This window comes from Ruegeria sp. BG5, from assembly GCF_056538425.1.
Window position 1 is genome coordinate 245,674 of the sequence record NZ_JBQFTC010000005.1, and the last position, 20,296, is coordinate 265,969.

A 20,296-nucleotide genomic window follows, 5' to 3' on the forward strand; every position below is an offset into this window, starting at 1 on the left:
CATATTGCTGATCGCAGCCTGCGCGGCGTTGTGCCTGACGCTGCTGGCGATTGTCCTGGGCGACGCAACGCGTCACATCGCCGGGTTGCCGTGGCTTGTGCTGTGCGGTCTGGCGATCCTCGACCTGTTGCTGTCCTGGCCCCGCCGCCGGTCTGTCTCGGTCGAACCGATGTCGGATATTTTTGTGGGCGAAGAGGGTCATATCGATCTGTCCGTATCCCCCGCCGCGCCGGGAATGCAGGGAGAATTGGACTGGCCAGCCGGGCTGGACGGACCGCCGGTCTTTGATCTGTCAGGCGGCAGCGCGCAGATCCCGTTTCGCGCCAGTCAGCGGGGCACATGGGCGCTGTCCAACCTGTGGCTATCCTGGCCATCCCGGCTGAAACTGTTCGAGCTTGTCCCGAAACTGGCCTTTGGCTTGTCGGTGGCGGTCGTTCCCAATATCCGCCGCGTCATGTCGGGTGAGATTTCAACCACCGTACAATCGCGCCTGTTCGGCGTGAAAGAAAACCGCGCCATCGGTGAAGGAACCGAGTTCCATCAGTTGCGTGACTTCGTGCGTGGGATGGATGCCAGTTCGATCGACTGGAAACGCTCGGCCCGGTATCGCTCGCTGGTCGCCAAAGAGGTGCGGGCCGAGCGCAACCACCATGTGATCATCGCGCTGGATAACGGCTATCAGATGCGAGAGCAGGTCGCAGGCCTGCCCAAGATCGACCACGCCATTACCGCCGCGCTGGCCACCGCCTGGGCCGCAGCCATCGGGGGCGATCTGGTCGGGCTGTATGCCTATGACGCCAAGCCGCGCATGTTCCTGCCGCCGGAACCGGGGCGCACCGCGTTCAACCGGCTGCGCAGCCGCACCGCCGAGCTTAGCTATGAAAGCGTCGAGACCAACCACACCTTGGCGATGACCGAGCTGAACGGGCGCACCCCGAAACGCAGCCTGATCATCGTGTTTTCGGATTTCGTAGATACGACCACGGCCGAGTTGATGGTCGAAAACGTCAGCGTTCTGGCCAAGCGGCATCTGATTGTCTTTGTTACCCTGCGCGATCCGATCCTTGAAACGCAGGTCAATCAGGCCGCCGAGGATATGGATGGCGTGGCCGAGACGATCTCGACCGGGCAATTGCTGCGCGAGCGCCGCCTTGTGCTGGAACGGTTGCACCAGTTGGGTGTGACGGTGATTGACGCGGAACCCGGCGAGGTGTCGGCCCGTTTGATCTCGACCTATCTGGAAATCAAAGCGCGAGAGATGATCTGATGGCTGACAGCGACCTGATCCGCTCGGCCCGGTTTCGGCGGGAACGCGAAGGCGACTGGCTCAGATTGTCCGATCTGGTGGACAAGGCTGAAAATCAGGGCCTGCATCGCATGAGTTTCCAAGAGGCCCGCGATCTGGCCGATCTGTACCGTCAGGCCACCACATCCCTGTCCATCGCACGTGAGATTTCGCTGGATCGCGCCTTGCTGGAATATCTCGAAGCCCTGACCAGCCGTGCATACCTCAGCGTCTACGCCCCGCAGCAACGGTTGGGAGGGACCATCCGCAGGTTCCTGACCAGCGGTGGCCCACAGGCCATGCGCGCCTCGTGGCGGGTGACGCTGCTGGGGTTCTTGTGCATGGCGGCGGGGGCGCTTGCGGGGTATTTCTTCTATTTCGACAACCCTGAATGGTTTTACGTTTTCATGCCCTCTGAACTGGCCGGGGGACGCGGACCGGATGCCAGCACCGACTATCTGCGGGCGGCCATTTACGGCGAAGATGACACCTCGGGCCTTGGGGCCTTTGCGACATATCTGTTTTCGCACAACACCCGTATCGCCATCTTTGTCTTCGGGCTGGGCGCGTTTCTGTGTGCGCCGACGGTCATGTTGGTATTCTATAACGGTTTGATATTGGGCGTCTTCTACGCCCTGCATATCGACCGGGGGCTGGGCTGGGACATGTTCGGGTGGCTGTCCATCCATGGTGTGACCGAACTGTCGGCGATCTGTATCGCAGCCGCAGGCGGGTTGAAGCTGGGCCTCGCCGTGCTGTTTCCCGGCCATCACACGCGGCGCGCAGCATTACGCGCGGCGGGCCATGATGCGGTCAAACTGGCCGTGATTGCGGCCTTGATGCTGGTGGTTGCGGCGCTGCTGGAAGGGTTCGGGCGGCAGTTGGTTCAGGATCGATCAACCCGAATTGCAGTCGGCTGGGGCGTCGGCGTGCTGTGGCTTGCGTGGTTTGTGATGGGCGGAAGGAAGCGGTCATGACCCAACCCGCGCTGGACCGTCTGTTGCCGCCCGAAGGTGTGCCCCTGTTCTTCCGGGTCGCGGGCGTTGGTGTGCGAACCGCAGCTCAGCTCACCGATCTGCTGATCACCGTCGCTGCCGCCGTTGCCCTGTTCCTGCTTGTCGCTGCTTTCGATCTGGTGACACCCAGCACTGCAATGGCCATTGGCGCGATGCTGTTCTTTATCACCCGCATCCCCTACTACGCCGCGTCCGAGCTGATCTGGAACGGCCAAACGCTTGGCAAGAGGCTGCTGAAAATCAAAGTGGTCGCGGCGGACGGTCAGGCCCTGACCACCCAGTCGCTGGTCGTGCGCAACCTGATGAAAGAGGCCGAGATCTTTCTGCCCGGTACGCTGGTTCTGACCCTGACGACCGAGGCGGTTGTGCCATCGCTTTTGTCGCTGGCCTGGGTGCTGGGCGTTCTGGCCGTGCCCCTGTTCAACAAACGCCGCCAGCGTCTTGGGGACATCATCGCCGGAACCTATGTCATCCACCTGCCGAAACCCATTCTGTTGCAGGACATGTCCAACGCCATGCGGCCCCGGACCAATGCGCAATCGTCCTACAGGTTCCTCTCGCATCAGTTGGAACATTACGGAGCCTTTGAATTGCAGACGCTGGAATCTGTTTTGCGCAATGCCAATCGCGCAAGCGGGCCCGAGGCTTACAGGCGTCAAAAGGAAACCCTGGCCGCGATTTTCGCGCAGGTACGCCGCAAGATCGACTATGCCGATCCGGTGCCGGAACAGGATCATCAAGCCTTTCTTGAAGCCTTTTACAAAGCCCAGCGCGCGTTTCTGGAACAGCGCCAGTTGTTTGGTGACAAACGCAAAGACAAGCACCACACCTTGAAAAACGAAGACGCCTAGGCGCCCCTGTTGCCGTTTTGCCCAAGGGCGAAGCTTTAGTCGCGACTTCCTCTTGCGGATGACCGGTGGCGCGCGGCTTTATTGGCCCAGAACCCAAAGATCTTTGTTCAGGAATTGACGATGGCCGACACAACAAATCAGCACATTCACATCCCCTTTGGCGTTGGCACTGTGATCAGTGACACGTTTTCGATTTTCTTCCGCAAGATACATATAGTTCTGCTGCTGGGCTTCATTCCCGCGCTGGTCGATGTGGTCCTCAGCCTGTGGCTGTTTGACAGCTCGTTCGAAACGACGCCGGCCGCCGATATTGACTGGGCCGCGTTCTGGCCCGCTTTTGCCGGGCTGGTTCTGGTGTCGATGGTTGCCGTTGCCTTTACCTCGGCGATGGTGATCCAGTTTGCCTATGACACCAAGCTCAACCGCCCGGCTCAGATCGGGCGGTATTTCGCCTCGGCGTTCAACAACCTGCCCGCGATTGCAATCCTGTCGATTATCACCGGTATCCTGACCATCATCGGCTGGGTGATGCTGGTGGTACCGGGCATTTGGCTTTACGCGGTTTTCTCGGTCGTGGTTCCCGCCATCGTCATTGATCGGGCCGGGTTTGGCGCCATCGGGCGCAGCGCGGAACTGACCAAAAACTACCGCTGGCCCATTGTCGGCGCATTGATCCTGATTGTCCTGTGCATCTTCCTGTTTGCCGCCGCCATCGGTTTCGTCTTTGGCCTGGCGTTGCTGTCCTTCGACTCGCAAGGGGCAGAAATCATCTCGGAAAGCATCAGATCAGCAATTGGGTACGGGTGGACCGGTGTTGCCATCGCGATGATCTTCGCCCGCCTGAAGGAGATCAAAGAGGGCGTCAGCGTATCCGATCTGGCGGATGTCTTCCGGTAGTCGACGAAAATGGCCCGGTGGTCGCCAAGGCCACCGGGTGTCTTGATCCCCGACCGATCTTGCAAAAACAGCCGTCACTGCCCTGCGGCGCGGTGGCTGAACAACACCTGGTTTGACTGCACATCCGACCTGAAATCCGCCGCCCGACCGGGAAGCGCGTCATAGAATGCGCTTAGTCCCGGCTCGATGTCCGCTGCAAGGCTGGCACAGTCCTGACACCTCGCCCGGACCAGATCGTGCGATGCACCGTCCCGAATGGACGCGATCAGGGACTTGTGCGTCTCGGCCAAGGACTGAAACGCCGCGCTTTGAAGAACCGGTTTGTCACCGACCAGAATGTAAACCGGTTCCAGTTCGGCCTTGCCTTTCAGTTCCACAAACCCGGCCTCAAGCACCGCCAGCTCGGTTCGTGTGTCATCAACAACCGCGCGCGAGATCACGATGTCATAATTGACATGGCGGCAGCTTTGTTCCAGCCGGGCGGCGACATTCACCACATCCCCGATGACGGTATAGTTGAACCGCCGCCGCGAACCGATGTTGCCAACACAGGCCCGTCCCGTTGCGCATCCGGTTGCCAAGGCAATCGGGGGTCGCCCGCGCATGACCTCGGACGCATTGAACGCCACCAGCGCCTGCCGCATCAACAACGCAGCCTGCGCCGCCCGTGTCGGATGATCCGCAACCGGAAGCGGCGCGTTCCAGAACGCCATCACGGCGTCGCCGATGAACTTGTCGATAGTGCCCTGCTGGGCCAGAATCTGATCCCCGACCTGCGAAAACAGCTCGTTCAATATGGCCACAAGATCGGTCGCCGACACGGATTCCGACAGGGGCGTAAACCCGCGGATGTCCGAAAACATCACGGTGATGTCCTGTGTCTCACCCCCCAGTTGAAGCGCATGGCCCGAGCCTTCAAGCTCGTGCAGAATTTCCGGTGATACGTAACGCGAGAAGATGCGGCGGATCACCCGCTTCTCGCGTTCGGTCGAAACGAACAGATACCCGGCCAGAACTCCGAAATTGGCCATACCCCCAAGAAGCGGGAAGGTGACATCGAACAGCACCAGATGGTTTCGAAAGGCCAACCAGCTGATCCCCAGAACAACAGCCGCCGAGATCCCTCCGGCCACGAATGAGGCCACCGCGCCCCGGCGCGTCATGACAACGATGACGACAAGGCCCAGCAACGCAAAGGCCAGCAATTCCAGCGCGGCGTTAACGTCCGACCGGCTGATCATCTCATCGGTCAGGATCTGCTCAAGCAGTTGCGCGTGGATCGACACGCCCGGAACGGATTCACCCAGCGCCGTCAGGTGCATGTCGAACAGACCCGCCGCAGAGGTGCCCACCAGAATGATCCGACCTTCGATCTGGGCGCGCATTTCCAGGTCGTCCCCGGATTGCATGATCCTGTTGGCCGGAAGATAAAGCGCCGGGTTCTCGTGGCGGTATCTGACCCAGACCTCGCCGTTTTCGGTGGTGGGCAGGATAAACGCGCCAATCTCGACACCCAGCATAATGCCTGTCTCGTCCTGCGCGCCTTCGGCCAGAATGACCGGTTCGTCCATCGCAACCCGCAGCGCCTCGATCCCCAGCGCAGGCAGCGCGCCGTCGGGGCCGCCCCAAAGCACCGGCACCCGGCGCACGACGCCGGTATCACCCATGGGCGAAACATTGACGCCGCCGATACCTGTCGCATCCTGATCCAGTGGCGGGGCCAGCGGGGTCCATTGCGGCACGGACACCAGCCCCTCGGTCGGTTGGTCCCCGATTTCGATGATCCCGGCCTTGGCAAAAACGGGTTGGTCTTCGCCGGACAGCCGCGCGGCAACCCCAAGCACGACCGGCCAATTGGCCATCTCGGCCCCGAACAGAACATCATTGTCCAAATCCGCCGCCGCGCGATCCACGGACAGCACGCCGGACAATGCCGGATCGTTCAAAAGGCGCGCGGGGGAATACCGGTCCGGCTCGGCAAACAGCATGTCGAAGGCGATCGCGGCAGCGCCATATTCCCCCAGATGTTCGACCATCTGCGCCAGCAAAGTGCGTGGCCAGGGCCATTGACCCCATGTCTCAAGCGCGGCCTCGTCGATATCCACTACGCGCACGGGCAGATCAGGATTAAACGCGCGCGGCGACAGGCGTTGCAGAATATCGAAATACACCAGACGCGACATCCGGACGGGATACGGATCCAGCACCCGGATGAAACAGCCAAACAGGATCAGCCCCAGCCCCACGATCCGAAAAACGCGCCACCGACCGTTCTTTTCCTGCGGTTTTTTGGTCACATCAACCTCGCTGGACAAGCGAAAGGGTCAAGGTCCGGCCCTATTCGGATTCGCGTTCTGGCTGACCGGTTGGGTTGCCCTGACCAGCCCCGGAAGGCGCGGCGGGCGAAGATTCACCGCCGCCGCCCTCTGGCCCGGGCGTTCCGGGATCGCCTGTCGAAGGGGGATCGGGCGTTGGATCCGGTTCGGGCCGCGAGGGCCGCGATGGCTCGGGTTCGCGCGCCCGCGCTTCGCGCCTCTCCGGCCCATCAGGTTTCTCGGGCCGTACCGGAGCAGCCTCGCGCGCGCAGCCTTCGATATTGACCCGCAGCGGGACAAGCAGCCGTTCCTGCGCCTGTATGAACGGGAAGCCGCTTTGGATCGCTTTGTCGTATTGCTCCTGATCGATCGGACGCCCGACACGGCCACGCTGGCTGGTGGCATACAGGCTGCATTGCCGACCGGTAGAACGGCACCCGCCATTCAGGCCACACATCTGAACCGTGCCCTGCAACACCAGCATCGAGCTTTGATTGCCCGGCGCGATCCATATGTCGAAAATCGTACCCCGCACGGCCATGGTCGCCGTCGGCGTGCGGACGGAATACGCCCGTTTCCTGCTTTTGCCGGATATGAACCTGAAACTGCCGCCCAGCGCCTGCACTGCAAAGCTTTTGGCCTTGCGATTCCCCCGCAGCATCTTGACGTCCAGCACCATGCTGGCATTGGGTCCGATGGCGATCTTCGTCTCGTCCACGAAAATCAGCTGCACCACACCGCTGCGATCCGTCGAGATCGCATCGCCCGAGGCGACCTCCATCCCCATCTTCAACGGCTGCCGGTTTCCGTCACGCGTGATCTCGGCCCCCGGTTTGACCGCCACGACCGTTCCGATATTCGCCAGCACCTGAGACGGAATGATCAGCAGGCAAACCGCAACACAAAACACTTTTAACCAGGCCAACAGTCTTTCCTTCCCCCAAAGGTAATGTCCGAGCGTTCAACGCCCGCTGCCCGGTTTTTTTGCCCCCTGCGTAAAGTCTTTGCGCTATCATTTATTTGTTAAATACAGACAAATATGCCGTAAACATCGCATTCTTTGCAAGTATTTCGAAAAATGCCCCTCACAGACAGTGTTGTGCGGGCCTTGGTGCAAGGACTTCCGTGCCAACCAAACGCCCAACCAACATGTCAGACGCAGCGCCTTGGGATCGAGCGTTTCGGATTGGAGATGTGAGTTCAGAAAAATGACATGAGGCTAAGAATCGACCTTGTATCTCGGTGACATGCACGGATATACCCGTCGGCGGAGACGTGGCCGAGTGGTCGAAGGCGCTCCCCTGCTAAGGGAGTAGGCGGGAAACCGTCTCGAGGGTTCGAATCCCTTCGTCTCCGCCACTAAATCAAGCCCATTGTCTTGGTTTGGCTGAACCGCCGGTAGTCGACCTTACCCAATACCCCAAAAACACCCGAAACGTTGACAGGGGTCGCGTTCGATCGTCATTTAGGGAAGCATGGCACCAAGCTTCGACCAATCGACTTAACCCTCAACGCTTCGTAGCGCGAAAGGGTCGCGAGAAGGGAGAACGTTATGCGACTTCCGAACGTTGACGTCATTCTGGATGATATCGGCCCGATCCCAGAGGCACATGCGCATTACCTTGCGTGGATCACAGCCAATCTCGGTCAGAACCGGGCCGAGAACAGCCATATGTCGCCATTCCCAACCGGCCGGACGACCGTTCATGCGTGTGAATGCGACTACCTGATTGCGTATCAGAACGGCTCGGCTTTGGCGTTGCAACGCCTGCGGGAGCGCCTGCCCGAGGTTATGCAAAAACTCTATGGCCAAAGCATCGAACTGCCTGAAGTTTTCGTTTTTGTAGGCGAGGCGCGCAACGGGTTTTCCGTGCTTGAACGCAATGGCTGCCATGCGGTGAAGATTGATTTTCGCACGGCTATGACCCTGACTCTGACCCAATTCCTGCTTGGTGTTTCCGGGGGTAACCCGCAGCTCCGGCAACTGGCGACATGGCTGATCCTGTCAGTCGTTCTATCGAAGAACCGTGTGTTTGACCCGGTCCTGATGCAGCTTGCTCATGAGGCCCGGGCGATGGACCAGCGCGTTTTCGAGGACCTGGTGGGCAGCGTCGCCAATCTGATCCTTCTGCACGAGGTCGGCCATGTGCTGTTCGACCAACTGCCAAAGGGTTTTGCGCAGGTGGTTTATCAATCCGTCGACATTCCCGGCGCGGATCAAGGCCAAAGAACTGGCGCGGCGTCAGCAGCAACTGGGCCACCACCCACTGAAAGAACGCAGCCGGTGGACGCGCACGCGCGTTTGATCCTGCCCCCGGAACTGGCGCGCTGGAACCCGGAAATCACCGCCGATTGCTTCAGCGTTTTCGGGCATTTCGCATGTCTGCTTGAGGTCTATAACGGTCAGCCTCGGATCGCCATCGAGGCTATCTGCGATGCACTCCTGGGCTGGAACCTGACCTTCTTTGGCCTTTGGTCGATGCAGCAAGTACAATCCGAGGCGATGGGGCTTGGACCGGGGACCAACCCCGAAACGGCCAGCCATCCGGATGGGCTGACCCGTTGCGATATCATGCTGTTCTTCATCAACCACATCATGGCGCGGGTTGTTCCCGACTATCGCAGCCCGGCTTTGGGGCGGTCCGTGCGCGCCTATCAAAACCTTTGGTCTGCCGGGATGCACCAGTCTCTGAGAAACCTGCGCACCTATCTGCTGGTCACACCCGAGGCGTTTGAAAACTTTCGGGACGGTCTGTTGCGAACCGTTTTGTCCGGGTGCCTCTATGATGAATTCAAGCAGGTCGGCGGCGCCCAGCGATTGACGAAAAACCTGCAGGAAATCGAAGGGAAATGGACCGCCTTTCACATGGCCAGCCACCTGAACGGGCAGCCGGTCTTTCTGGACCTCGCGCAGCAGTTTGGCGCGCTTGACCTGAAATTCATTTCGGAGGACCGCGTATGAGTTACGATCCAACACTTGTATCCGCAATTGCCCAAGCGGATCAGGGCGGAGATCTGGACGATGTCAGGGCCTTGCTTGATCCTGACCGCCCCAATGAAGAAGAAAACTTTCTGGGCGGACTCACGCCGGATCTGGCTGCGATCCTTGCGTTTTGTGTCGCCGTCGGGACCATCAGCGGTGCCGCCAAAAGCATAGCTGACATGATCGGGCTGGCCAACAAGGCCGCAAAATGGGCAAAATCCTTGCGCGGCGAGAAACCGGTAAAGGCCGACCTGACGCTTCGGGAACGCACGCTTGCATTGCTGTTTGAGGCCACAACAAACCGGCGCGAGGGGCTGTCTGCCAAAACACTGCAAACCATTCTGGGATGCTCACAAGCGGATCTGGACGAAGCCCTGACCGCGCTTGAACACAGCGGCGTTGCCCGCAAGTCCCTGCAAGGCAACTGGAAGTTTTCGTCCCGCTGATGTCCCGGACCGGCGGCGCCGGACAACGCCGCCGTCAGAACCCCGCGAACCGATTGGATCTCTGTCATGCCAGAATATCTTGCCCCCGGTGTTTTCGTTGAAGAAGTCAGCCGGGGCCCAAGGCCCGTCGAAGGTGTTGAAACCAGTACCACGGCCATGATCGGTGAAGCCGAACGCGGACCGCTGAGGCCGCCCCTGATCACGTCGTACCGGGAGTACCTGCGTGTGTTTGGCGATGTGTTCGCCGAAGACCGCTTTGTACCATTCAGCGTCAAAGCGTTTTTCGACAATGGCGGGCAGCGTTGCGTGGTCTGCCGGGTCGTCGGAGATGGCGCGGAAACGGCCCATATCGACGCGGCCGGATACCGTCTGAGCGCAAGCGGCCCCGGTCAATTCGGCAACGCCATCTGGGTCCGCATCCTGCCGTCGAGCGCACAGAAGCGCGGTGCAGACGGGCCAGTGCCCATCGGATTTCGGCTGCAGGTCGCATATTTCGGACACGGGTTTTCCGGCGACCTATTCGATCCTTTCGACGACTCCAAACGCAAACCCCGGCCCGTTCTGGTCGAAGACTTCGATGACCTGTCGCTGGATACGAACAGCGATGATTTCTGGCGCAAGAAACTCTCGGAAAACCCATCTGCGCTGATCACGCTCGATCTGTCCGATCAGGCTGAAACACCTGCCGGTCTGGTGTTCAGCGACGCTTTGAAAGGGGGGCAGGAGGGTAAAAGACCTACCGCCGCCCAGTTCGCAGGCAGGACCGACGCGGCAGGGGCGGTGATCACAGACCCGACCAACTATCGCGGCCTCGCGGCGCTGGAGCGTGATGCATATCAGTCTGTCGCGATTGTCCATGCGCCGGGTATCGGAAACGACACGCTGCCCGAGATTACGATACAGGATGAAGTCATCGCACATTGCGAACGCAATCGTTTTCGGTTTGCAGTGCTCGATACGCCGCGCGGCGTGAAAGATTTGCGGTCCGACGCGCTGTCTCCGCGCAATCGGCGCGCGTCTGACTATGCAGCGATCTACTACCCCTGGATTGTTGCGGCACATCCTAAGACGGGCGACAAGGTTCTTGTCCCTCCGGGCGGGGCCGTCTGTGGCGTTTACGCGCGCGTGGACTCGGCGCGCGGCGTCTGGAAAGCACCGGCGGGTGTGGCGATCAACGGGGCCGTGGATGTCGAGTTCCATCTGAACGCAAACCAACAGGACGTTCTGAACCAGGCCGGCGTCAATTGCATTCGTCAGTTTCCCGGGCGCGGGATTTGCGTCTGGGGCGCACGAACACTGTCGTCGGACCCGGAATGGAAATACGTGCCTGTCCGCCGGTTCTTTATCTTTCTTGAAGCATCCATTTCCCGCTCGCTCCAATGTGTTGTGTTCGAGCCGAATGACGAAAAGCTCTGGTCCAGTGTCGCGCAGGCGGTGGGAAATTTCCTAAGCACCCAATGGCGCGCGGGGGCCTTGGCGGGCGCAAAGGAATCCGAGGCGTATTTCGTGTCCGTCGGACGGGACACGATGACCGAGGCGGATATTGCAAACGGCCGGTTGGTGATGCTGATCGGGGTCGCTGCACTGCGCCCGGCCGAGTTCGTGATCATCCGTATATCGCTGAAAACCAGTGACGCGCTTGATTAAGCGTTGCGCTGGCCAGTCGGCAGCAAGACCCAAAGCCGGAATTCAAGTTTCAAGTGGTGTTCGAAGAAACCAGCAAAGCGGGGATATGCGTCAACATGACGTTCAAACGCGGGGTTCTCGGCGACGCTTGTCTCGACACATGGCAAGCAAACCATTCATGGTTGACTTAACGGCAGGCTGTATACAGAACGGTGTTCAACTGTGTTCGACATATGACGAGGCGAATATGCACAAATTGCATGGCGGTAAAACGGTGTTCGGGGCCAATCTGGGCATCCTGATGCTGGAAACTCAGTTTCCGCGCATTCCAGGCGATATCGGCAACGCGACCACATGGCCTTTTCCGGTGCAATACCGCGTCGTCCGCAGCGCAACGCCGGACAAGGTTGTCCGCAATGACGCCCGCGAACTGGTCGGGCTGTTCATTGATGCCGCGAAAGAGCTGGTTGCCACCGGCTGCGACGGCATCACCACCAATTGCGGTTTCCTGTCCATCGTACAGGATCAACTGGCCGAGGCGGTGCCGGTTCCGGTTGCCACCTCATCGCTGATGCAAACCCCGATGGTGCAGGCCATGTTGCCGCCCGGCAAACGTCCGGGGATTTTGACAATCTCGAAGGAAACGCTGACACCCGCGCATCTGCAGGCCGCGAATGTCCCGCTGGATACGCCGATTGTCGGAACCGAGGGCGGTCGGGTCTTTACCCGCGACATTCTGGGCGACGCGCCCGAGATCGATTTTGCCGCCTGCCGCGAAGACATGCGCGACGCCGCGCGGCAATTGGTGACCGAGCATCAGGATATCGGCGCGATCATTCTGGAATGCACCAACATGACGCCTTACGCAGCGGATGTGCGCAAACTGACCGGCCTGCCCGTGTTTTCAATCTACAGCTTCGTTCGTTGGTTCCATCAGGCGCTGGTGCCGGATCGCTTTCCGGTCGATCTGGACGATCCGCTGCTCGGGCTGGCAGGTCAGTCCTGATCTATAGTCACAAAAGACCCCCCGGCCTGGAACAAAGCCGGGGGGTCTGTGTTGAAAGGATCGGGCGCGAGCGCCCGACCGAAGGCATCAATAGAAATGCGGCAGGTTCTTTGCCCGCGCCGCGCGCACCCAGTTGGGGACAAACGGAACGATCTTGTCCTGCGACGGAACCATCATCTCGATGAAGTTTGCGCCGGGGTTGGCGATGGCCTCGGACAGGATCGGCTCGATATCGTCTTCGGATTTGATCCGGGCAGTCTTGAAGCCAAAGCCTTCAGCCACTTTGCAATAATCGACACGACCGAAATCCGTTGACCAAGGCTCATCCACGTCGTCCAGCAGATTGGCCTCGCCCCGGATCCAGCCGAAGGTATCGTTGCGGGTCAGAATGACGGTGATGTTCCTGCCGCTGCGTTTCAGCGTTTCCATGTCACCGATGACAAACCCAAACGACCCGTCGCCGGTGAACGAAATAACCGGCCCGTCATTGGCATAGATCGCGCCCAGCCCCGCAGGCACCGAATAGCCCAGCGCCCCCATCGAATAGTTGGTGATATAGCGCCGCCCCGGCTTGCGGAAGGTCAGCAGGGCCGAAGGGTAGATCGCGCTGACGCCCGGCTCGGACGTGACCACCGCGTTGTCCGGCATGATCCGGTCCAGTACCTGAGACAGCTTGACCGGTGAAATCGTGCCCTCGGGCATCGGAATGTTCGAGTTGAATACCTTGTCCAGCGCCGTCTTCTTGATCGGGTTCAGGTCGATCTTTGGGCGGGTCAGGTTGGGATGATCGGCTTTGATCAGCACATTCATGTATTCCAGCGTCGCGCGGGCATCGCCGACCAGACCGACTTTGACGGGGAAGTTGTTGCCAACATGCGCCTCGGCAATGTCCAGATGCAGGAAGGTTTTGGCCTTGGGATCGCCATACAACTTCCAGTGATCGGTGGCGGCGCTGTCCGTGTTCGAGCCGATGAAGAAGATCGTATCGGCGTCGTGCACATATTGGTTGGAATACTCCATGCCGCCACGCCCGCCGATCACGCGCAGGGCAAGCGGGTGATCCTCGGGGATTGTACCCTTGCCTGGCGTGGTGGTCCCGACCGGGATTTGCAGCAGTTCAGCCAGTTCCAGGATCGCCTCGGACGCCTTTGAAATCAGCCCGCCCTGCCCCACAACAATCGCCGGTTTCTCGGCTGCCAGCAGCACATCGATCGCCGCGCGGATTTTCGAGTGATCGGCCACCGGGCGATGCGCCGGATAGGTGCTGTATTCGGGTTCGGCATAAAGATCGTTGATCTCGGCCTCTTCCCCGAAGATGTTGATCGGAACGCGGATATGCACCGGCGCCGGACGCCCCGAGGTTGCCACGCGGAAGGCCCGGCGCATCAGGAACGGGATTTCCCTGGCATTGGTCAGCACAAAGCTTTCCTTGCAGATGCTGTCATACAGCTTGGTCTGATCGACCCCGGTCAGCCCGTGCTTTTTGTCCTGATTGATCGGGATGTCCGAGCTGAAATAGATCACCGGAACCGAGCTCAGATACGCCTCGGTAATACCCGGCGTACAGTGAGTTACACCGGGGCTTGGCGCTTCCAGCACGCAAGGACGTCCGGTGATCTTGGCATAGGACTCGGCCGCGTAGGATGCGGTACGTTCGTCGCGGGTCAGCACAAACTCGATATTCGAGTGTTCGCGCCACTCTTTGTACCACCCGATTGTGGTTTCCCCGGGCAGGCCGAATACGTGGCTTACACCGTGCAGTTCGAGCATCTTGAGAATGATCTGAGCGCCGTTCATGCGCTGGGTGTCAGCATCGGTCATTGGTTTGAACCTTTCTCAGCCGGATTTTTGCGCACAGATCTGTATACAATAAATCCGCAGTTTTTTAGTTACGTCAGTGTTTCGGCGACGGCGTATTTCGCCAGTTTGTCAGGATCGACCGCAACGCCCAGCCCCGGCCCGTCCGGTACGTGAACGCGCCCGTTCTTGACGGGGAACGGCTGGGTCAGGATGTCGTCAGCGGCATAGTAGGTGGCCATGTAGAATTCACATTGCAGCACCAGATCAGGCACAGCCGCCATCAGATGCGCACCGGCGGCATGGGCCAGACCGGTTTCGAACATGCAGCCGCCATAGATTTCAATCCCGGCGGCACGGGCAATTGCGGCCACCTCAAGAGCGCGGCGAATGCCGCCCGATTTCATGATCTTCAGCGAGAAAATATCGGCAATCCGGTTCTGCGCGCCATAGAGCGCACCTTTGGGATCAAACACGCTTTCATCGGCCATGATCGGCGTGTCGATGGCATGAGTGATATGGGCCAGCGCCTCACGCTCGTGCATTTTGACCGGCTGTTCGACAAAGGTCGGGCGGAAGGCTTCCAGATCGCGGATGCAACGCACCGCGTCATAGGCCAGCAGACCCTGATTGTAGTCGATGCGGATATCGACTTCATCGCCGTAAATCTCGCGAAGTTTCTCGACACGCATTACATCGAACTTGTGATCGGCAAAGCCGGTCTTGAACTTGAAGATGCGCACGCCGTCGTCCCACATGGCGGCAATGTCATCCAGATCGGCGTCGAAATCCGGGTTGGCGACCGAAAAGCTCATCCCCATACTGTCGCGCATCTTGCCGCCGACCAGTTCGCAAACGGACAGGCCTGTGATCTGCCCGGTGATGTCCAGCAGCGCCATTTCCAACGCCGCCTTGGCCTCGGGATGGCCGACCAGCACCTTTTCGGCCATGTTCATGTGTTTCTCGACCTGCACCGGGTCCTGACCGATCAGATGCGGGCGCAGATGCACGTGCAGCGCGGCGGCGTTGCCTTCGGCTGTGCCGGTAAACACGGGCCAGGGCGAGGCTTCACCCCATCCGGTGATCCCGGTGTCCGTGACAAGTTCCAGAATGGCCACGTTGATACCTGCAACATCGCCCGAACCGTGGGAATGCACGGCCTTGGCAGGGATCAGAATGCGGTGAACCCGCAGGGCTTCGATTTTGTGATCGCTCACGGTCGTCTCCGTGTGAGAGTTTTTTTTCGGGTTATTCGTGTCTTAGCGCGGGCGCACGACCATCACGCTGCACCCGGCATAGCGGGCGACGCGGGCCGCATTCGGACCGATCAGCAGATCAGTGACCGACGGTTTGCTGGCACCGATCACCACAAAACCGGCGGACAGCGTGTCGGCATGTTCGATCAGTTTTTCATAGACAACACCGCGCAGCACCTGACTGTCATGGACCACGCCCTGCCAGTCAAAACCGGCGGCATAGGCCTGAAGATCGCGCACGGCGTCATCGACAACCTGTTGATGCATATCCGCCGGGATATAGTTCTGCGCGTAAGAGTTTTCCTGATCCGGGATCACGAAAACAACCTCGACCGCATGATCGTGGGCCTTGGCCAGCAGGATCGCCTCGTGGATCACTGCGGCGTCGCTGTCCTTGTGGACAAGGTCCACGGCTGCCAGAATTTTCGGTTTCGTCATGGTTTGGCACCTCTTGGGTGGCTATCGGTAAATCGGGGGGCGGGCCGGTTATCGGCCCGCTGAACTCACCATGCTGTCCGGCAGATAGGTCGCCAGTTCCGGGAAGCCGATCATGATGAAGACCATCACGACCATGATCAGGAACAGCGGCAACGCGGTCTTGGCGATATAGCCCATCTCGTGCCGGGTGATCCCCTGCATCACGAACAGATTGAAGCCAATCGGCGGCGTGATCTGCGCCATTTCGACGACAATCACGATGAAGATGCCGAACCAGATCAGATCGATACCTGCGCCTTCGACCATCGGTTGCACAATCGCCATGGTCAGCACCACCGAAGAGATACCGTCCAGGAACATGCCCAACACGATGTAGAACAGCATCAGGGCGATCAGCAGTGAGAACCGCGACAACTCCAGCCCTTCGATGAACTCGGCCAGGGCGCGCGGCAGGCCGGTGAATCCCATGGCCAGCGTCAGGGCGATGGCGCCCATCAGGATGAAGGCAATCATGGCCGAGGTGCGCGTGGCCCCCAGAAGGCTTTCGATGAACGCCTGTTTGGTCAGGGACCCCTGCATCGCGGCCAGTGCAAATGCGCCCAGCACACCGATGGCCGCCGCCTCGGTCGCGGTGGCAAAGCCGCCATACATCGACCCGATGACCACCAGGATCAGCAGGATGATCGGGATCAGGAACCGGCTTTCATTCAGCTTCTGCATGAACGTCATACGGTCGGCAATCTCGGGCACTTCGGACCGGCGCACAAAGGACCAGCCGGCGACGTAGGCCATGAACAGACCGGCCAGAACGATGCCCGGCAGGATACCCGCCATGAACAGCTTCGAGATCGACTGCTCGACAGCCACACCATAAACGATCAGCGTCAGCGAGGGCGGGATCATCAGGCCCAGCGTGGCCGCACCGGTCAGCGTGCCGATGATCATGTATTCGGGATAGCCGCGTTTGCGCAGTTCCGGGATCGACATTTTGCCAACTGTGGTCAGCGTCGCAGCGGACGACCCCGACACGGCGGCGAAGATGGTGCAGCCGACGATGTTCACATGGACCAGACCGCCCGGCATCCGCTGCATCCAGGGGCTGAGGCCGCGGAACATGTCCTGCGACAATCGACTTCGGAACAGAATTTCACCCATCCAGATGAACAGCGGCAGCGCGGTCAGGGTCCAGCTGGACGAGCCGGTCCAGATCCGCGTCAGCATCGCATCGCCGGCCGGGCGCGAGGTGAACATTTCAAGCCCCAGATAGGCCACGCCAAACAGCGCCAGCGCCACCCAAACCCCGGTTCCCAGCAACAGGAACAGGGCGAACAGGAAAATGGTAACGAGATAGACTTCTTCCATCAGGCTTACTCCGCGTGTGCGTCGACCGCAGAGGATCGCATGTTGTCTTCCCCGGTCACGAGGATGGTGATCAGGTTGTCGATCGCGCAGATCGCCAGCAGAACGGTTCCAATGACCATGGACATCTGCGGAATCCAGATGGGCCAGGCGTCCTGCCCCTGGCTGATGTCATTGAAGCGGTAGCTTTCGTACGTCAGCTTGATTGCGTAACGGGCGAACAGGAAGGTCAGATAGCTGGCAATGGCCCAGCACCAGATCTCGCCTAACCTTCGGAACCGGCCCAGCGCATTCAGCAACAGGCTGACACGAATATGGGCCCCGCCGTTCAGCGCATACGGCAGCGCCAAGAATGAGGCCGCAGCCATGCAATAGCCAGTGAAGTCCGGTGCACCCGTGATGATTTCACCACCCCAGCGCGACACCATCTGCAGGGTTACGAAGAATAGGATCAGTATCAGAAAGCACGCGGCAAGATAGCCTGCAAAGCGATAGATCACATCCAGCGTTTTGCGCAGTGTTGAGAAGATCGCCATAGCGGGTCCCCCGTTAGGCAGGCATGGCGATCAGGTCGACCATGCCGGTCGTAAGATACCCCCGGCGGCCACGGCCGCCGGGAAAGAACGCACGGTTGTTTTTATTGTGCAGCTTTAAAATCGTTGACGATTTTCTGACCAGGCTCACCAGCAGCTTCCAGCCATTCTGCGGTCATGGTTTCACCAATCGCACGCAGTTCGGCGGCCAGTTCTTCGCTTGCCGGGCCTGTGGTCATGCCGTTTTTGCCCAGCTCGTTCACCGTGAATTCGGTGTACTGGATCGAGCGCCAGTCGCCCGCGTACTCGGCCGCCACGGCGCAGCCGTTCATAACAGCCTTGGTAGCGTCATCCAAACCGTTCCAGGCGTCCAGATTGACCAGCATGTAGTTGCGGGGCATCCAGGCGTCGACGCCATAATAGTGCGACAGGCTTTCCCAGACCTTGCGGTCGTAGCCGGTCGAACCAGACGATACCATCCCCTGCGCCACACCGGTGGCAAAGGCCTGGCTGATTTCAGCCGCCTCGATCTGCACCGGCAGCATACCGGCCAATTCCGCCATACGGGCCGAAGCCGAGTTATAGGCGCGGAACTTCAGACCTTCCGCATCTGCCAGAGTGTTGACCTCACGGTCGAAATACAGGCCCTGCCCCGGCCACGGTACCGAATACAGCAGGTGCAGATTCTGTTCTGCCAGCAACTCGGACAGCGGTTCTTTGGCGAACTCCCACAGCTTCTCCGAGTCCTCGAAAGACGTCGCCAGGAAGGGTACCGAGTCAAAGCCAAACAGCGCGTTTTCGTTCTGGTGCCCAGACAGCAGACGCTCGCCAATATTGACCTGACCGGTCTGGATCGCACGCTTGATCTCGGCCCCGGCATAGAGCGAACCGCCCGGATGGGTTTGAATAGTTAACGCGCCACTGGTGCCTTGGGTCACGCATTCTGCAAAAACCGCGCCGGTTACCGAATGGAAGTTCGTGGCCGAATAGGCCATCGGCAGGTCCCAGGTTTCCGCCGACACTGCCGCCGCAGAGGCCGTGATAACGCCGATGCTGGCAGCCAGTTTGGTAAGTGTTTTTGACATTTTTTTCTCCCTTGTTGACTTTTGTACCCCTTCAGGGGGCGTCGTTGAATTTTGGTTCAGAACCGCATTGGATCGTACACGCCCAGATCGATATTGGTACGGTCTTTTGTGATCAGCCCCGCAAGTATCCGCCCGGTCTTGGGTCCGGCGGTGAGGCCGATGTGATGATGTCCGAACCCGGCCAGCACGCCGGTTTTGCCGATCTCACCGATCAGCGGCAGGCTGTCCGACGACGCGGGCCGGTGGCCCAGCCAGGTCTTTTCGCTTTCGAATGTGAGGTTCGGAAAGCTTTCCCGAACCTTGCGTTTCAACAGGGCGATTGGGGCTTCGGATGGTCCGGCCTCAAGCCCGCCAAACTCGACAATACCGGCACAGCGCAACCTGCCTTCCATTGGGGTCGCGACAAACTTGCCGGTTGTAACCATCAGCGGGGTCGACGGGCCGTTTTCCGGCAGTACGAATTCCATATGATAGCCACGCTCGGTTTCCAGCGGTACGGACAGGCCCAGTTTGCGGGCCAGAGGTTTTGACCAGACGCCCGTCGCCAGAACCACCTTGCTGCAGGGCAATGTGCCGTCCCCGGTGACGACCGCCGACACGGACCCATCGGTCAGTTCGAAATCGACAACTTCGGCCTGACGGAAAACAGCGCCCAGCTTTTCCGCCTCGGCCGCCAGCGCGGCGATATAGGCACCGGGATCGCGGCTGTAGCCATGGTCGCGCATGACGGCCAGCAGGTTCAGATCCTTGGACAGGTTCGGCTCGAACTCGTGAACCGCGCCGCCTTCCAGCACCTCGGGCTCGAACCCGGCCACCTTGCGCAGCGCCCAGGTATAGCTGTCGGCCTCGAACGCCGCACGGGTTGGATAGACAAAGCTGTAATCCGAGGTCTGCACCCAATCCGCCGCACCGGTGTCACTGGTCAGCGCCTGATGCTGTTCGACCGAGTCACTGGTCAATGGTGTCAGGCCAGCCGCGATCCGCCGTGTGTCGCTGTCATTGGCATGCGACATGTATTTCAGCAGCCACGGCATCAGCTTGGGCAGATAGGACCAGCGCAGAAACAGCGGAAAATTCGGGTCCAGCGCCATTTTCGGCCCCTTGCGCATCAGCCCCGGTGCGGTCACCGGCGCCACGGAACACGAGGCCAGCACCCCCGCATTTCCATACGATGTCGCGTTTGGATCACCCGGCGGGTTGCGATCAACAACCGTGACCTCAACACCTTTGCGTCGCAGCCAGATCGCGGTCGAGACACCAACAATGCCCGCCCCAACAACTACAACCTGTTCTTCCTTGGTCGTCATGTGCCCTCAACTTGCCGGGAATCGCTTGAAATAGGCGATATGCCGATCTGTATACAGGATTGTAGATTTCTGTGAAGTCTAATGTTTATTATGGGG

At 59.8% G+C, this 20,296-nt stretch carries 17 protein-coding genes and 1 tRNA gene; 9 read left to right on the forward strand and 9 right to left on the reverse strand.

Features of this window, described 5'->3' with window-relative positions; all coding sequences use genetic code 11:
- The first annotated feature begins 4 nt into the window (after window positions 1–4).
- The 4 genes from ACR0KX_RS16130 (at window position 5) to ACR0KX_RS16145 (ending at window position 4,049) form a co-directional block, all read left to right on the forward strand.
- A complete protein-coding gene (locus tag ACR0KX_RS16130; RefSeq protein ID WP_480708595.1) occupies window positions 5–1,267 on the forward strand; it encodes a DUF58 domain-containing protein in 1,263 nt (420 codons plus the stop codon).
- Window positions 1,267–2,262, forward strand: coding sequence for a stage II sporulation protein M (locus tag ACR0KX_RS16135; RefSeq protein WP_170624166.1), 996 nt, complete (start codon window positions 1,267–1,269; stop codon window positions 2,260–2,262). The genes ACR0KX_RS16130 and ACR0KX_RS16135 overlap by 1 nt, the downstream gene beginning before the upstream one ends.
- On the forward strand, window positions 2,259–3,152 hold the full coding sequence (locus ACR0KX_RS16140) for an RDD family protein (protein ID WP_170624168.1): 894 nt from the start codon (window positions 2,259–2,261) through the stop codon (window positions 3,150–3,152). Before ACR0KX_RS16135 ends, ACR0KX_RS16140 begins: the two co-directional genes overlap by 4 nt.
- A 120-nt stretch (window positions 3,153–3,272) precedes the next feature.
- Window positions 3,273–4,049, forward strand: a complete 777-nt coding sequence (locus ACR0KX_RS16145) for a hypothetical protein (protein WP_480708596.1) — start codon at window positions 3,273–3,275, stop codon at window positions 4,047–4,049.
- Window positions 4,050–4,123: 74 nt separating this feature from the next.
- On the opposite strand, the gene ACR0KX_RS16150 is transcribed toward ACR0KX_RS16145, so the two are convergent.
- Window positions 4,124–6,346 (reverse strand): CHASE2 domain-containing protein, encoded by a 2,223-nt coding sequence (locus ACR0KX_RS16150; protein WP_480708597.1) that lies wholly within the window; start codon window positions 6,344–6,346, stop codon window positions 4,124–4,126.
- A gap of 40 nt (window positions 6,347–6,386) precedes the next feature.
- Window positions 6,387–7,289, reverse strand: coding sequence for a FecR family protein (locus ACR0KX_RS16155; RefSeq protein WP_480627070.1), 903 nt, complete (start codon window positions 7,287–7,289; stop codon window positions 6,387–6,389).
- A gap of 344 nt (window positions 7,290–7,633) precedes the next feature.
- On the opposite strand from ACR0KX_RS16155, the gene ACR0KX_RS16160 reads away from it, so the two are divergent.
- The 5 genes from ACR0KX_RS16160 (at window position 7,634) to ACR0KX_RS16180 (ending at window position 12,425) form a co-directional block, all read left to right on the forward strand.
- Window positions 7,634–7,723 (forward strand) — tRNA-Ser (locus ACR0KX_RS16160).
- A gap of 193 nt (window positions 7,724–7,916) precedes the next feature.
- Window positions 7,917–9,326 (forward strand): hypothetical protein, encoded by a 1,410-nt coding sequence (locus tag ACR0KX_RS16165; protein WP_170624172.1) that lies wholly within the window; start codon window positions 7,917–7,919, stop codon window positions 9,324–9,326.
- Entirely contained in the window at window positions 9,323–9,793 is a 471-nt protein-coding gene (locus tag ACR0KX_RS16170) for a hypothetical protein (protein ID WP_170624174.1), read from the forward strand. Before ACR0KX_RS16165 ends, ACR0KX_RS16170 begins: the two co-directional genes overlap by 4 nt.
- A gap of 66 nt (window positions 9,794–9,859) precedes the next feature.
- Window positions 9,860–11,440: a phage tail sheath family protein gene (locus ACR0KX_RS16175; protein WP_480708598.1), complete on the forward strand. Its 1,581-nt coding sequence runs from the start codon at window positions 9,860–9,862 to the stop codon at window positions 11,438–11,440.
- A 226-nt stretch (window positions 11,441–11,666) separates the two neighbouring features.
- Window positions 11,667–12,425: an aspartate/glutamate racemase family protein gene (locus tag ACR0KX_RS16180; protein WP_170624178.1), complete on the forward strand. Its 759-nt coding sequence runs from the start codon at window positions 11,667–11,669 to the stop codon at window positions 12,423–12,425.
- An 87-nt stretch (window positions 12,426–12,512) separates the two neighbouring features.
- Here ACR0KX_RS16180 and ACR0KX_RS16185 read toward each other — a convergent pair whose 3' ends face one another.
- The 7 genes from ACR0KX_RS16185 to ACR0KX_RS16215 form a co-directional block, all read right to left on the reverse strand.
- A complete protein-coding gene (locus ACR0KX_RS16185; protein WP_170624180.1) occupies window positions 12,513–14,246 on the reverse strand; it encodes a thiamine pyrophosphate-binding protein in 1,734 nt (577 codons plus the stop codon).
- Between the two features lie 68 nt (window positions 14,247–14,314).
- Entirely contained in the window at window positions 14,315–15,439 is a 1,125-nt protein-coding gene (locus ACR0KX_RS16190) for an enolase C-terminal domain-like protein (protein WP_170624182.1), read from the reverse strand.
- A gap of 42 nt (window positions 15,440–15,481) precedes the next feature.
- A complete protein-coding gene (locus ACR0KX_RS16195; protein WP_170453254.1) occupies window positions 15,482–15,916 on the reverse strand; it encodes a universal stress protein in 435 nt (144 codons plus the stop codon).
- Window positions 15,917–15,964: 48 nt separating this feature from the next.
- Complete coding sequence (locus ACR0KX_RS16200; RefSeq protein WP_170624184.1) at window positions 15,965–17,278, reverse strand: TRAP transporter large permease subunit; 1,314 nt, start codon at window positions 17,276–17,278, stop codon at window positions 15,965–15,967.
- Between the two features lie 5 nt (window positions 17,279–17,283).
- Window positions 17,284–17,811 carry a TRAP transporter small permease subunit gene (locus tag ACR0KX_RS16205; protein WP_170453256.1) on the reverse strand — a complete coding sequence of 176 codons (528 nt, stop codon included), beginning with the start codon at window positions 17,809–17,811 and terminating at the stop codon, window positions 17,284–17,286.
- A 101-nt stretch (window positions 17,812–17,912) separates the two neighbouring features.
- Entirely contained in the window at window positions 17,913–18,893 is a 981-nt protein-coding gene (locus ACR0KX_RS16210) for a TRAP transporter substrate-binding protein (protein WP_170624186.1), read from the reverse strand.
- 56 nt (window positions 18,894–18,949) lie between these two features.
- Window positions 18,950–20,200, reverse strand: coding sequence for an NAD(P)/FAD-dependent oxidoreductase (locus ACR0KX_RS16215; RefSeq protein WP_170624188.1), 1,251 nt, complete (start codon window positions 20,198–20,200; stop codon window positions 18,950–18,952).
- Window positions 20,201–20,296: the final 96 nt, after the last annotated feature.